Here is a 14,246-nt window from a genome sequence, read left to right on the forward strand (position 1 = left end):
CATTTCTTTTACTCCTTTCACTCCAACTTTAGAATCTATTTTCATTTTAGAATCTACTTGCATTTTCAACTCCTCTCCAACAACTTCTATTCCTAAATTTTTATGTTTCATTTTTAGCTCCTTTATTTGCAATTTACTTCTCAAATCTGAAGCTTTGTAAAAGCTTCAGATTCTTTCAAGTTTCCCTACAAAATCTTTGGGAAGCTTGCCTTTCCCAAAGATTTCCCCTTGCAAAGATTTCTCCTTAAAAAAAGATTTTCTAAAATCTTTGAACTCCCAATTGTATAAGGGATAAAAAAAAAAAAAAGCACTTATTCTCAAAAAAACACACAAATTTCCAATAAGGTGTAAAAAAGAAACAATAAATAAATACAAACAAAGAACAAAAAAAACTAAAAACAAAAGAATCAAAGCAACCAAAAAACCAAATAAAGCAAAATCAAGTCCAAAAAGGCGAGATTTTTCACTTCAAAGCAAAAAAGAACGGGTGGATTCGGGAGCGAAATTTTTTTTTTTTTTTTTTTTTTTTTTTTTTTTGAATTTGGCGCGGGCGTCGCATTCAAATTTCGCGTGGCATCGGCTTGGAATTGGCGCGCCATCGGCTTGGCGTGGGCTTGGCAATCAATCCAAATTTGGCGTGGCAGGCAATTCTGGACTCCCAATTCTTGGCTTTTTAATCACTTGGGCAATTCTAGACTTTTTGCTCACTTGTGCGGGTCAAGCGGAGGTTGGGGTGTATTTACGTACTTGGGTGATATGCGCTAGCACAATGATTGTGGCGTGTGCTGTGAGTATATGTGGGATAATTGGTTGGGTCGGATTGTTGGTACCACACATTGCGCGTTTGCTTTGTGGCAGTGAAAATACAAGACTTATACCACTTACTACTGTTCTTGGTGCAGTGTTTTTGGTTGTCATTGATTCTCTTTCTCGTACTCTTGCAAGTGAGCAGATACCTATATCCATACTCACTTCTTTGGTTGGTGCGCCGTTTTTTATCTATATCTTGCGCAAGAATACAAGGAATTAGTATGGGTTACTTTGCTGTGAGAAATGGAGCTTTTGCCAGAAAGGACAAAAAGATTCTCCACAATATCAATATAGAGCTGCATGAAGGAGAGGTGCTTAGTATTCTTGGATGTAATGGCGCTGGTAAGACTACACTCATGAAGTGTATGATGGGTCTCTTGCAGTGGAGCAGTGGAGAAAGTCTGCTTGTAGGCAAAAATCTGAAGAGTTGCAAAAACATTTGGGAAAGCATCTCGTATGTAGCGCAGAGCAGAGGTGTTGTTTTTGATATAAAAGTAGTAGATATGGTGATGCTTGGATGCAATCCCTTTGTAAAACTCAGGCCAAAAGATGAGCATCTAAAACTTGTCTATAAGGCTTTGTGTAATTTAGGTTTAGAGCACCTAGCACAGAGAAAAATAGCAAGCCTTAGTGGTGGGGAATTGCAAATGGTGGTGTTTGCCAGGGCTTTGGTCAAAAAACCAAAGATTCTCTTTCTTGATGAGGTGGAGTCGCATCTTGACTTTGCTAACCAAAAAATCATACTTGAATGTGTGAAGGGATTAAGTCAAGGTGGCTGTGTGATTGTATTTAATACACATTTTCCAGCCCATGCACTTTATCTGTCTCACAAAGCCTTGTTGCTGAACAAGCTAGAGCATATGAGCATGCGCACAAGCAATGCGATTTATGGGGATTGTGAGAAGGTGCTTACTGCAGAAAATCTTAGCAAGCTCTATAAAGTGGATTTGGAGATACAAAGCAAAGCACGGGAGAGGGAATATGTTTTAAGAATCTGAGCCCTATCTTAGCCGCGTTTGCACCGCGCACATACAAAGTGCAATAGCTCAGTCTTTTGTCGTTTCACTTTCGCCTCTTAGCCAAAGCAAAGCGCGGGATTGACACGACCTATAAAAATTTCATAGCCGCGATTATCAGCCCGGTCGTAGTGAGCTGTAAGCCAACTACCCACTTAAACAACTCTATTTTTGTTTTATACATTTCGTCTCTGAGCGCACTAATCTCGCCTCTGACTGCATTAATCTCAGCCTTTAACTCGTCTCTGACTGCACTAATCTCGCCTCTGACTGCATTAATCTCAGCCTTTAACTCGTCTCTGAGTGCACTAATTTCAGCCTTTAATTCGTCTCTGAGCGCACTAATCTCAGAGCGTAATTCTTCTTTTGCATCTGCAATTTCTGCGCGCACAAAGTCCTTTGTCACAAACTCGCTTTTGATGTCTTTAACCGCGCGGGATTTCAAATCATCAATATTTAGGCGCGTTATGGTAGCGCGATCATTGACAACTTCTACAAAGGCATTCACAAGCCTCTTGTTTGCCTCTTCATTGTCTAAAATCCCATTTACCAGTGCTTTAAAACCTTCGTTAAGCTTCGCTTCTTGTCTAACCATTTGCCAACTCTAAAAAAAAATTTGGGGGCCATTATACTTAAAAACTCCAGGCCCCTTTTTCTTTTTGACAAGAAAATGGGAGTTTTTAGGCAGATAGCTTGGGCTATTTGGAGCCAAAACACCGCAAGTAAATTTTTGTTATAATCGCGGCTTTTAGGTCTATATAAAGGATTCTTCGTGCAATTTCTTCATAGAATCAAAGATGTTTTTCGCTCCCCAAATAGACAGCGTTATATAACAGCTATTTTGTTTGTCGGTATGCTTGCACTTATATTGCTTATCAACGATAGGTTTCTTGTCTGGGGGGTTTTGGGCGCGCTATTTTTACTGAGTTTAAAAGAAAGTCTTGGTCTTTTTGGTCTGAGAAGTGCTCTGCATTACTATATCGTAGCAGGCCTTATTTGGCTTGGTGTGTATTTTGTTGCTAAACCTCTATATTGCGTGCTTGCTGCTTTGATTGCCTATGCTTCTTATCTTGCATATAGCAAGAGAATATCTCCAAAAGCTCTCCTTCCTTTTATCTATCCTACATTGCCATTTGTGTGTATTTGGGTTGTGTATGTTGATTTTGAGAGACTTGGGCTTTTAGCTCTTATTCTTGTTGCAGCTTGTACGGACACAGGAGCATATTTTGGTGGCAAAGCATTTGGCAGGACGCCATTTTGTCTCACTTCGCCAAATAAGACTGTTGAAGGCGTGATTATAGGCATATTATGCGGAGTGATTGTAGGAAGTATATTTTATGTAGGATTTACTCCTAATTTCTTGTTTGGGTTTGTGTGTGCGTTTGTAGTGTCAGTCTCTGCGGTGTTTGGAGACTTGTTTGAAAGCTATCTCAAACGCGAGGCTAATCTCAAAGATAGTGGCAAGATTTTACCTGGACATGGCGGTATGCTTGATAGGCTTGATGCTATTTTGTTCGCCGCAATTGCTATGCTTTTTGTGCTTTCATTTGTGCATTTGAACTAAGAAATTTATGATTCTCTTAGGCAGCACAGGCTCTATTGGTATTAATACACTTGAAGTTGCCAGGACCTTTTGCATAAATGTAGAATCTCTTAGTGCCGGGCGCAATATCACACTGCTTAACTCCCAAATCAAAGAATTTCTTCCCAAAAATGTTTGTATAGCAGACCCAAAAGATGAGGCTAGACTTGATTGCCAGTTCCTTAAAAAGCATAATATCAGGCTCTATACGGGAGATAACGGGCTTTTGGAGCTTATTGCAGAGAGTGAAAGCCATCTTGTCGTCAATGCTTTGGTCGGATATGCTGGACTTGCTCCAAGCTTACAGGCACAAAGATACAAAAAAAAACTAGCCTTAGCTAATAAAGAAAGTCTTGTTGTTGCTGGGTGGCTCTTAGAGGACTATGAACTTGTACCAGTTGATAGCGAGCATTTTGGATTATGGTATTTGCTCAGACACGCACCTTTGAGCAAGAATATCAAGCAGCTTTTTCTTACCGCAAGTGGCGGGGCATTGCGCGATATGCCTTTGGAAAATATGTATGATGCCCTGCCTTCTGCTGCTTTGGCGCATCCAAATTGGTCTATGGGCAAAAAGATAACCATCGATAGCGCAACAATGGTCAATAAGCTTTTTGAGGTCTTAGAAGCATTTTGGCTTTTTAAAACCAAAAATATTGATGCTCTTATTGAAAAAAAATCTCTCATCCACGCACTTGCAGAATTTCATGATGGCTCAATCCTAGCGCATATCTCAAATGCTGATATGAAACTCCCAATAGCCTATGCTCTTGATTCTCAAAAAGCTGCTGAGCATAATCTGATTGATTGTGTTGGGATAGGTGCGCTTGCAAACCTTACACTTTCTCATATCGATACTTCGCGCTATCCACTTTGGAATCTCAAGGAGCAGCTTTTAGAATCTCCAAAACTTGGCATAGTGCTCAATGCAAGCAATGAGATAGCAGTCGATGCCTTTTTGCACCAGCAGATTCCATTTGGGAAAATAGCAGAGCTTATCTTTTTTGCAATAGAGCGCTTCTATGAAAGCAAAGACTATGATTTGGCAAGCCTCAAAGACATACAGGCTTTGGATCATCGTGTGCGTGAGTTTTGTAAGCAAACAATAAGCAGCACCCAAGAAGCATAGAATCTAGAGCTTATAGAAGCTTTTGCACACTTTGTTGGATAGAGTTTGTTGGAGTTATCTTTCTAAGAGTTCAAGTTCTATTTTCTGTCCTGTCGCTACAACGACACATTTGACTTTGCTGCCTTCGCTGAAAAATTCTTGTGCTTTTTTGTCTTTGTCTTTTGTAACCTTGCTGATATGCACCAATCCATCAAGACCATTTGGTAGCTCGATAAATGCCCCAAAGTCAAGCACGCGTTTTACCTTTCCTATAAATTCAAAGCCTACTTTTGGCATATTTGGGTCTTTGATAAGCTCTAAAATATATGCTTTTGCTTCTTGTACAGCATCAAACTTGCTTCCATTGATGCGCACCTCCCCGCTTTCTTTGTCTAGGTCTATGTTTATTTGGAAGCGTTCGATAATGCCCTTTATCGTTTTGCCACCTTGTCCTATGACTTGGAATATCTTCTGTGTAGGGATTTGGAAAACTTCTAGCTTGGGTAATACATCATAGTTTAGCTCCATATCTGCTAGAGATTTTTTCATGATTCTTAAGATTTTCTTTCGAGCGCTTTTGGCTTTGGCAAGCGCATCTGCGAGAATTTCACTTGTTATTCCTCCTATCTTTATGTCCATTTGCAGTGCACTTATGCCATTTTCATTACCCGCGACTTTGAAGTCCATATCCCCATCATGATCTTCTAAGCCTGTGATATCTGTAAGGATGCGGTATCTGTCTGTATCACTCACTAGTCCCATTGCCACACCTGCTATAAGACCTTGAGTCTGCACGCCACTTGCGTGCAAGGCCAAGCTCCCAGCGCAGACGCTTGCCATAGAGCTAGAGCCATTGGATTCTAAGACTTCAGATACCAGTCTTATGGTGTGGGTTTGTGAGGGTATGCTTGATTTTAATGCTTTTCTTGCAAGGTTGCCATGTCCTAGCTCGCGTCTATTAGGCGAGCCTATCATCTCAGTTTCCCCCACGCTAAAAGAGGGGAAATTGTAATGAAAGAGGAATTTTTCTCTTAGGGGATTTTGGCCAAGAGGTTCTATGAGTTGTGCATCATTTTCTGAGCCTAATGTACATACTGCAAGCACTTGTGTTTGCCCACGAGTAAAAAGCGCACTACCATGCGCACAGGGCAAGAGGTTTGTTCGTATGCTAATCTTGCGGACACTATCACAATCCCTCCCATCAGCGCGAATACCATTTTCTAGAATCATCTCTCGCATGATTTTGCGCTTTTGTATGCCTATACTTCTTTTTGCATCATCCTCGCTAAAGCCTTGTGCTACTAAGAGCGCGATTATTGCATTAAAGCTGTCTGTACGTTCGCTTTTAGAAGCTTGGGTGATGGCTTGCTTCAAAGAATCTTCACAATGCTTGGATAAAAACTCAAGCGCATTGCATTCATAAGTTTTGAGTTCTAAGTTAAGCGTTGGTTTCTGGTAAGGCAAAAAGGCATGCTCTAAGGTCTTGCAAGTTTTGGCAATGCAATCTTTTGCAAGCTCTAGCGCCTTTAATGTAAGTTTCTCGCTCAATAGGTTTGCACTATTGTTTTGTGCAATCGTATTCATTTCAATCATCAAGAGTTCTTCGCCCTTGCCACTCACTAGCAAATCTAGCTCGCTAGATTCTATTTGCTGCATATTTGGATTGACAATAAACTTCCCATTTATGCGTGCAATCCTCACTGCGCTTACACACATTTTTTGCATATCTTTGATTCCGATATTTGAGACAAATAGCGCACTAGCTGCCGCTCTGAGCGCACAAAGTGCCAAGTCAGCGCTTCCATCATAGCTGAGGGTTTGCACGACGATATGGGTGTTGTAGCAAAAACCTTGCGGGAAAAGTGGGCGCAATGTCCTGTCTATAAGCCTTGAAGTGAGAATCTCAAATTCGCTTGGCTTCCCTTCGCGCTTGATGAAGCCAGCGGGGAATTTCGCCACAGCATAGGACTTGTGGAGATATTGCACACTCAGTGGCACAAAGTCCGCTTCTATGGGTTTAGAATCTTGTATGCATACACTAGCAAGCAGCACGCTCTTGCCACAAGTATAGAGCACAGAACCATTCGCGCTTTGGGCAAATCCCCTGAAATCATAGCTTTCTGTGATGTTTTGTGTTGTGAGGGTTATATTTTTCATTGGTCAATATCCTTTGTGTTGGTTTGCAAACATTGGTCGAGTATTTGCTCAACCTGCTTTGTTGGTATGGGTTCTAGCTGCTTGTAATAATGCTCAACATTGACAAAATTCTCTATCATCTCTACATAAAGCACCTCATCACATACTTGGTTTAGAATCATACGCAAGCTTGTAGGCAGTATGGGCACAGCTATGCGCACACTGCGAGCATGCAGATTCACGCAGGTCTTTATCCCACATAATGCAGTGAGCCCTGTCTCAATGCCTTGGTCTATCAAAAACACATCTTTGTTTTTCAGTAAAGAAAGCGGCTCGCCCTTGCGGTATTTGTAACGCTTTGGGATGATGCCTTCCTCATACTGACGTTTGGCTTCCCCATACACATAATCCAGGCTTATCCCAAAGGAATGGATAAGCTCCTCGTTTATCACAATATCAAGCTCCTCACTCACAATAGCAATCTGGCATTCGGGATTGAGCGGAGCGCAAATAGTTTTGGTGAAGAGATAATCGAGCCGCACTTTGAGCTTTTGGGCCAAAGAGTTTGCAAAATACAGTCCATCAAAACTCGTAGCGATAAACACGCTCTCTTCGAGATTCAAATGCCGTAAAGACATCACTTCCAAAAGCTTATTGAGCGCTTCGTCTCTGTCTTGAAACTTGATATGGCTTTGTTCTGCTAGCACTCTTACTCCTTTATTGGCTTTGCAGGCGTTGGGTAAAGCCAATTCCTGCAAGTGGGACAAAGCGAAATTCAACTTTTATGTATTGGTTAGTGATTGTATTGATTGGATTATCTGGTCTTGTGGTAAGGATTGGTCTTACATCGGTAGCAAATTTTAAAGACACTCCAAAGCAACGAATATCACGCGAGAGAATCACATACCAGTCTTTAAAGTACCGGTTTTCTATATCATAGCCTACATTCCCGCTAAATTGGAAATACCCAAAATCATAGCCCAAACTCGCACGTAAGAATGAGGAATTTTTGGCGTTTAGGGGGTCGGAGATTCCACTATTTAGCACTTGGGAATCTAGCTTGAAAAAATAATTGATATGCGAGGAGATTCCAAATTTATTAAAGCCTATCGCCACAGAGGCTTCCTCAAACATGTGTATATTATGCGAATAAAACACATTGCCGCTTAATGTGATGCCATCGATGAGATTGACCCCTAACTCCTGTCGCAAAGATTGCTTGAGTGTGAGCTCCATATTTTCTGTAAAAATACGTTGGTATATACGATAAAACATAAGCTCTCTGCCTTTTGTGTTGTAAAAATATGTCGAAAATTTCAAGTCAAGCTTTGGCTGGGCTATGCTCATATCTAGCACATCATTTGGATTCCAATACATCTGCAGACTTGCTGAGCTCATACTTTTGGCCAGCTCGCTATAAGCATTGTATGTTTGTATGTTGAGTGCATCTGAAGTATAGCGGTAGAGAGGCTCATCATAGATTCCCTCTAAATGCATAGTATGAAAGAAATGTTTGTAGGATTTTGCTATGTCAGAATTGAGTTCTATCGCATAGTTTGCGGCTCCATAGGTCATCTGTCGTTTTATAGGAGCAGATTGCAATGGATTTAAGACGGAATCTGCATTGCCCAAAGAAATTTGGCTAGCAAATAAATCAAGCCTGGCATTGACACTTAAATATTCTTTGAACAAGCTTGTTTGCAGACCAAGCGGAGCAGAGATGGAGTTTTGCCAGTAAGTATAGCCCTCTTGTCTTGTGATATTTTTGCTTTGTACATCGAGGCTGTAATAGAGATTTTCAAAAAACAAAGTATCAATGTAATGGTGCAGCTGGAGATTTGGTAAAGTCTGCATGGTGTTAGTATTATCAACCTGGGAGAGATCAAGGAAGTATTTAAAATATAAGCCCAAATAATTGTTTCCATTTTGTCCATAATAATTCACCCTAGAGGCGTTAAGACGAGTATTAAAGGCATTGCTTAATCGCTGTAAGCGCTTGTATTCCAAATCATTCATATAAATAATAGAGGCATAGAAATTGTCTTGGTAGTTTTTAAAAAGCCCTCCTAGCACTCCTAGACGTATATAATCAAACTCGATTCCAAAAATATAGCGATTGCGTAAATCATAAGTATTGATGTATTGCTTGTATTGCTCAAAATACCCTGTTCTTAAGTGAGCGATATTATTTTGTTCATCTGCTATACGAAATTCATAGTTCCCACCATTGCCTCTATTAGAGCGATGCTGGGGAGTAAGTGTAATATCCCATTGATTAAAGGGAGCAATGTAAAGGGGCTGCATATACGCAAAGCCATCTCTGCTTGTGATGCCAAATTCTGGTATCAAAAGCCCGCTACTGCGTTTTGTAGAAGTTGGGAATCGAAAATAAGGCAGATAGAAAATAGGCAAACTTCCAAGATAAAGCCGAGAGTTCCACGCGCTTGCATATTCTCTTTGGGAATCATAAGTCCCAGAGGTAGTATTCAAATGCCAAATAGGAAATTGTATGTCACAGCCTGAAATTATGGCTTTGTTGAAACTATAGGCTTTGTCTGTATTTACAATCTCTTTGCTAGATACCCAGATTCCATTTTCGTTTTGAAAATATGCGGGTGTGAGGACGGTGTGCTTAGTTCGCATATCTATATCTACGCGTTTGGCATCCACAAAGAGACTTTGGCCACGATAGATTCTTACATTTCCCTCCAATATCACATTTTCTTTCTCTTTGTCATAAGTGATCTTGTCTGCATACATATAAACATCCTCGCTCAAGAGAAAGGCATTCTCCTCAGCGATTACAATATTATCTTTTGTGCTCACACTATTTGCTGATAGTTCAAAAATCCTGCTTTTGGTGTTTGTAGCAGAATCTGCAAGGATGAAAGCTGTGCAACATAATGATACAAGAACAAAGCGCGCCATACTTAGCAGCTTATGACAAGGGTCTTAGAGATTCTGTCATGTAAGCTCCGCTTGTATTTATCTCCAAAAGCCATGATGTAAGTAACATAAAAAAAATTGCTTCCCAAATACTTCAAAGCCGCGCGTAAAAGTGCGCCTTTAAAACTTGGATTATCGACATAATCAATACTGATGATACGGATTTTTAACACAATCTTGCCCAAAGTAGCTCCATAGAGCATAGTAAAAAGCACTTCATAGATAAGGGTGCAAGCAAGATATTCCAGCAAAAACGATGTTGCAAACTCACGCGCTGCCAATACAGAATCTCCCAATTCCCCAAAAGCCACAAAAAAATCCCAGAACAAAAATAAGAACACAAAAAATACAAGAAAAAAATCAAAACAATACGCTAGGCTTCTGGCACCCAAGCTTGCTAAATGTAAGTTTTCTCTCTCAAGGAGATTTTCTATCTTTGTATCCATCAATGTCCTAAAAACGCCAATCCCCGCGCTGCAATGTCTTTCCTGAAATGCATACCTTCAAAGCTTACAGATTCTAGAATCTTGTAGGCATTTTGCTGTGCAATTTGCAAGCTAGTGCCTAATCCAACGCTTATAAGCACGCGACCGCCACTTGCAAATAATTCTTTGCCATTTTTACTTACGCCCGCATACACCAAATGTCCAAGATTCTTATCAAAATCTTTGATTGTGATTTTTTGTGGCTTGGAGTTTGTGTAAGGATAGTCTTTGGAAGCCACTACGACCCCGACACTATAAATATCTTGGAACTCTATGTTTTTTGGCATATCTGTTTGTACTAAAAGTAAGTCTAAAAGAGGAGTTTTTAAACAAGGCAGAAGAACCTCGCATTCCGGATCGCCAAAGCGGACATTAAACTCAAGTAAATAAGGCTTTAACACCCCATCTTTTTTTACAACCATAATCCCGCCAAAAAGCACTCCTACAAAAGGCATTCCTTCCTGTGCCATGCCTTTAATTGCAGGCAGGATAATATCTTCTTGGATTTGCATAAAAAGTTTTGTATCACACATTGGTGTAGGTGTGTAAGCTCCCATACCACCAGTATTTGGTCCTTTGTCTTCATCAAGCAATCGCTTATGGTCTTGCGCGGGATTAAGTATCACACAATCCTTTCCATTGCTCAAAGCAAAGACTGAAAGTTCAAAGCCATCTAAGTATTCCTCCACAATCACTCGCAAGCCAGCATTACCAAAGGATTTGCCACTGAGCATATCTTGAGCGATATTTATAGCTTCGTCTTTATTTTGGGAGATTACCACTCCTTTGCCTGCACACAACCCGTCGGCTTTTATGACGATTGGCGTTTGGAGCGTGTGGATAAATTCTGTGATTTCACGCAAATTATCACTTTGTAAGTAGCGTGCAGTGGGGATTTTGTGTCTCATAGCAAAATCCTTCATAAAGGCCTTTGAGCCTTCTAATCTAGCCGCCTGTGCGCTTGGACCAAATACCACAATTCCCTGTGTGTTTAAAAAATCGCTCACACCTTTTGTGAGTGGTTCCTCAGGACCAATGACAACAAGTGTGATAGATTTTTGTTTGCAATGCGCTAAAAGCTCATTGTTGTTTGTGTATGTGAGATTTTCACCAAGGTTGAGTGTGGCGCCATTTCCGGGAGCAAAATACAGCTTTTGTACTCTGGGATCTTGTGAGAGTGCTAAGCCTATTGCGTATTCGCGTCCGCCACTACCGATAATAAGAATATTGTGTTGATTTTTCATATACCGACTTTGTAGGTTAGTTACACCCCAGATAGCCGTTACTCACAAATTAGCAAAGCCTAAAAAAGCAACAAACAGAGAGAGGAGGTTTATTGAAGGCGGCGGATTCTCACTTTTATCAAGCTACGAACGAAAACACCGGCACATATAAACGCTACGCTTTCCCAATAACTTCTTTAGTAACAGACTCGCGGTATTTACAAGAGAAAATCGTACTATCCAGGTTGCGCAGATTATAAAAAAACAAGTTTTAAAAAACAATTAGGCGCGTGTATTTGGCTATTGTAAGCAGTGAGATTAAGAGAGTTTTAAAACATATTTATCTATAACTTTGGACAGATTTTTAGGGCTAAGAAGTAGGTGTCTATGCAAGTTAGCACGATTTTATTGCGTATGCCAAATTGGCTTGGTGATTGTGTGATGACTTCTTGCGCGATTCAAAAACTTAGAGTTACTTATCCAGATGCGCGCTTTATCCTTGTAGGAAGCAAGGCGTGTGAAATTTACAAAGCAGATTCTCTTACTTGCATTATCGATGAGAGCAAGACCTATCCAAAAACGCAGAGATGGCATTTTAAGAAGCAACTTGTAGGACTTGGGGTAATAGCTAAGATAAAGGCATATATCCTCTACTCTCTGAAGTTTTGGCAGCGCAATAGAATCTATGCTACTTATCTCTTGGCTAAAAGTATAGGTAAGGCAGACTTGAGCTTTAGCTTTAATAACAGCTTTTTTGGCGCACTCTTTTTGTGTTTCACTGGATCAAAGATACGTGTAGGATTTGCTAAAAATGCTAGAAGTGCTTTGCTAACCCATGCACTAAAGCTTCAAGATTCTCACTCCATGCACCAAGTGCAAAAATATGAATTTTTGATACAAGACTTTATAGAGCCTGGTCTCTTTGCCCACATACTGCCTTTGAAGCTACCACAAAGCACGCAGAGCTTACTTATTGATGACAAGCAGCATAAGCATATTGGGATAAATCCCGGAGCTGCTTTTGGGAGTGCGAAATGCTGGCAGAAGGAGTATTTTATTGCAGTGATAGAAGCATTTTTAGATCAAGGGCATTATGTCTATCTCTTTGGGACAGATAGCAATCTGAGCTGGCAAATCACCCAAGGGTTGAGACATATGAGCATCACACAGCAAAAAAACTTCATAAATCTCACAAACAAAACAAATCTTACGCAGCTTGTAGATTCTATTGCAGCACTGCATTTATTTATCACAAATGATAGTGGCCCCATGCATATAGCAGCCGCAAGTTCTACTCCTATGATTAGTATCTTTGGTCCAACTGACACAAGCGAGACTTGCCCTTGGAATGAAAAGATTGCAAAGCATTACTTCTGCTCCCATAGAGAATCTATAAGCAAGCAAAGCCTTGTGGTTGAAAGCAACATCGCGATATTGTGTAAACATCTCTCTTGCGCACCTTGCAAAAAACGTACTTGTCCGCTTGTACACCATAACTGCATGAAAGAAATCACACCACAAGAGGTTTTACTCATCGCAGATTCCATGCTTGTAAGCTAGGATTCTAAGGAGCATTATGATAATCCCACTTTCACCATTGACACCACTCAAGAATTTCAAGCTTATAAGCCTTTCTCTTGTGCCAAGACCAATTGCATGGGTGAGTAGTCTGAATGCCAGTGGTAATATCAATCTCGCGCCTTTTAGCTTTTTTAATGTCATAAGCCTAGAGCCTACACTTCTTAGTCTTTGTTTTACGAAAAAAAGTGATGGGGACTTTAAAGATACATTTATTAACGCAAAGACACACAAGAAACTCACCATAAGTATTCCAAGCCTCAAACACCAGCAGAGCGTACAAGAATCCTCAAAAGAATTACAAAGTACCCTCAGTGAAGCCACGGAATTTGGTATAAAACTCAAAATCTTGCATCCAGGCTATCCACCAGCACCAGCAGATATAGAAGTTGTATTTTTTTGTGAATTTTATGATGTGCTTGATTTTAAAAGTGCTACGGACACGCTTGTTGTGGAGCTAAAAGAAATTTATATACAAGATTTACTTTATAAAGAAAGCTTGGATTTTGATTTTAGAGCACTAGGAAGAAGCGGCAGAGGGTACAAAAACTAGAGCTTCTTAAGCCATTTTTTGCCTCCTTTATACTTTAGCTTCTGAGTCCATGCATAGACAAATCCCAATTTTGGATAAGAAATCACAAGATGTTTTAAGCAATTAAGCCTGCCAAGATGCAAGTCTTTAACATAAGGCTTTAGCTTAGGAAGCTTTTGCTTGATATTATGCGGGTCTTTGTCAAAGTAAAAGATACTTAGAGACCATAAGCAACAAGCGCGCAAAAAATGTCTTGCCATTTTTTTGGTTTTCTCATCTTCGGATTTTTCTAGTTCGTCAATCAAAGAAAATGTAATGGCAATAGCGCATTCTTGGTGATGGTATTTCCTTGTGAGGTAGGGATCACCAAAAACCTTGAGTAAATCGTACAAAACTGGAGCGACACTTATATATGCACTTTTTTCAAAGTTTGAATTGCTATTGTCTCTTACGCGATAGGCATAGAGTTTTTTCTGAACTCTTGCAATATAACTTGCTCGCATAAAAAGTACGATCCCAAACCCCAAATCTTCTGCATAGTTTAAGCCATTGATAAAATAAAGACCAATCTTTTGCAAGAAGCTAAAATCAATCATGCCAGACCACGCAAAAGTCCATCCAATTTCTTTGTCTCTGACAAATTCAAACCATTCTTGGGAATCTATGATAGGACGTGGAATGGCTTGGGAAAAGTATTCAAACCGTGTGAACGATATCTTGTCATACGTCATATTTTCATAAAACACATCATTATCAAACCACACAATTTCTGCTTGCTTGCCTTGAGCTTTAGAATCTGCAAAGGCTTTGAGACATAATTCCACACAATC

12 protein-coding genes and 1 pseudogene are annotated in these 14,246 nt (G+C 40.2%); 6 read left to right on the top strand and 7 right to left on the bottom strand.

All coding sequences use genetic code 11. The annotated features are described in order from the left end of the window. Positions 1 to 769: 769 nt before the first annotated feature. Positions 770 to 1,030, top strand: a complete 261-nt coding sequence (locus tag CCY97_RS07700; RefSeq protein ID WP_112064900.1) for an iron chelate uptake ABC transporter family permease subunit — start codon at positions 770 to 772, stop codon at positions 1,028 to 1,030. A gap of 1 nt (position 1,031) precedes the next feature. After that, positions 1,032 to 1,808, top strand: a complete 777-nt coding sequence (locus tag CCY97_RS07705) for an ABC transporter ATP-binding protein (protein WP_112064888.1) — start codon at positions 1,032 to 1,034, stop codon at positions 1,806 to 1,808. A 109-nt stretch (positions 1,809 to 1,917) separates the two neighbouring features. Here CCY97_RS07705 and CCY97_RS07710 read toward each other — a convergent pair whose 3' ends face one another. Next, positions 1,918 to 2,421, bottom strand: a complete 504-nt coding sequence (locus CCY97_RS07710; protein WP_112064889.1) for a coiled-coil domain-containing protein — start codon at positions 2,419 to 2,421, stop codon at positions 1,918 to 1,920. 177 nt (positions 2,422 to 2,598) lie between these two features. Between CCY97_RS07710 and CCY97_RS07715 the strand changes: the two genes are divergently transcribed. Continuing rightward, on the top strand, positions 2,599 to 3,390 hold the full coding sequence (locus CCY97_RS07715) for a phosphatidate cytidylyltransferase (protein WP_112064890.1): 792 nt from the start codon (positions 2,599 to 2,601) through the stop codon (positions 3,388 to 3,390). Between the two features lie 7 nt (positions 3,391 to 3,397). Beyond that, positions 3,398 to 4,537, top strand: coding sequence for a 1-deoxy-D-xylulose-5-phosphate reductoisomerase (dxr, locus tag CCY97_RS07720; protein WP_112064891.1), 1,140 nt, complete (start codon positions 3,398 to 3,400; stop codon positions 4,535 to 4,537). A 54-nt stretch (positions 4,538 to 4,591) separates the two neighbouring features. On the opposite strand, the gene CCY97_RS07725 is transcribed toward dxr, so the two are convergent. Genes CCY97_RS07725 through purD form a run of 5 tightly spaced genes read right to left on the bottom strand, consistent with a single transcriptional unit; the run spans position 4,592 to position 11,327 of the window. Beyond that, on the bottom strand, positions 4,592 to 6,673 hold the full coding sequence (locus tag CCY97_RS07725) for a polyribonucleotide nucleotidyltransferase (protein ID WP_112064892.1): 2,082 nt from the start codon (positions 6,671 to 6,673) through the stop codon (positions 4,592 to 4,594). Further along, positions 6,670 to 7,359, bottom strand: a complete 690-nt coding sequence (locus tag CCY97_RS07730; protein WP_112064893.1) for a phosphoribosyltransferase family protein — start codon at positions 7,357 to 7,359, stop codon at positions 6,670 to 6,672. Before CCY97_RS07730 ends, CCY97_RS07725 begins: the two co-directional genes overlap by 4 nt. Positions 7,360 to 7,369: 10 nt before the next feature. Further along, a complete protein-coding gene (lptD, locus tag CCY97_RS07735) occupies positions 7,370 to 9,580 on the bottom strand; it encodes an LPS assembly protein LptD (RefSeq protein WP_112064894.1) in 2,211 nt (736 codons plus the stop codon). A 2-nt stretch (positions 9,581 to 9,582) separates the two neighbouring features. Next, the gene (locus CCY97_RS07740) at positions 9,583 to 10,044 is read right to left on the bottom strand and encodes an RDD family protein (protein WP_112064895.1); all 462 of its coding nucleotides are present in this window, start codon (positions 10,042 to 10,044) and stop codon (positions 9,583 to 9,585) included. Continuing rightward, a complete protein-coding gene (gene purD, locus CCY97_RS07745; RefSeq protein ID WP_112064896.1) occupies positions 10,044 to 11,327 on the bottom strand; it encodes a phosphoribosylamine--glycine ligase in 1,284 nt (427 codons plus the stop codon). Before purD ends, CCY97_RS07740 begins: the two co-directional genes overlap by 1 nt. 366 nt (positions 11,328 to 11,693) lie before the next feature. Between purD and CCY97_RS07750 the strand changes: the two genes are divergently transcribed. Beyond that, a complete protein-coding gene (locus tag CCY97_RS07750; RefSeq protein WP_112064897.1) occupies positions 11,694 to 12,866 on the top strand; it encodes a glycosyltransferase family 9 protein in 1,173 nt (390 codons plus the stop codon). A gap of 16 nt (positions 12,867 to 12,882) precedes the next feature. Beyond that, positions 12,883 to 13,437 carry a flavin reductase gene (locus CCY97_RS07755; RefSeq protein WP_112064898.1) on the top strand — a complete coding sequence of 185 codons (555 nt, stop codon included), beginning with the start codon at positions 12,883 to 12,885 and terminating at the stop codon, positions 13,435 to 13,437. Here the strand turns inward: CCY97_RS07755 and CCY97_RS08310 are convergent. After that, positions 13,434 to 14,246 (bottom strand): annotated as a pseudogene (locus CCY97_RS08310) (hypothetical protein); the annotation flags it as partial. The gene CCY97_RS07755 and the pseudogene CCY97_RS08310 sit on opposite strands and share 4 nt — an antisense overlap.

Origin of the sequence: Helicobacter sp. 10-6591 (assembly GCF_003288805.1) — a bacterium.
GTDB lineage: Bacteria > Campylobacterota > Campylobacteria > Campylobacterales > Helicobacteraceae > Helicobacter_F.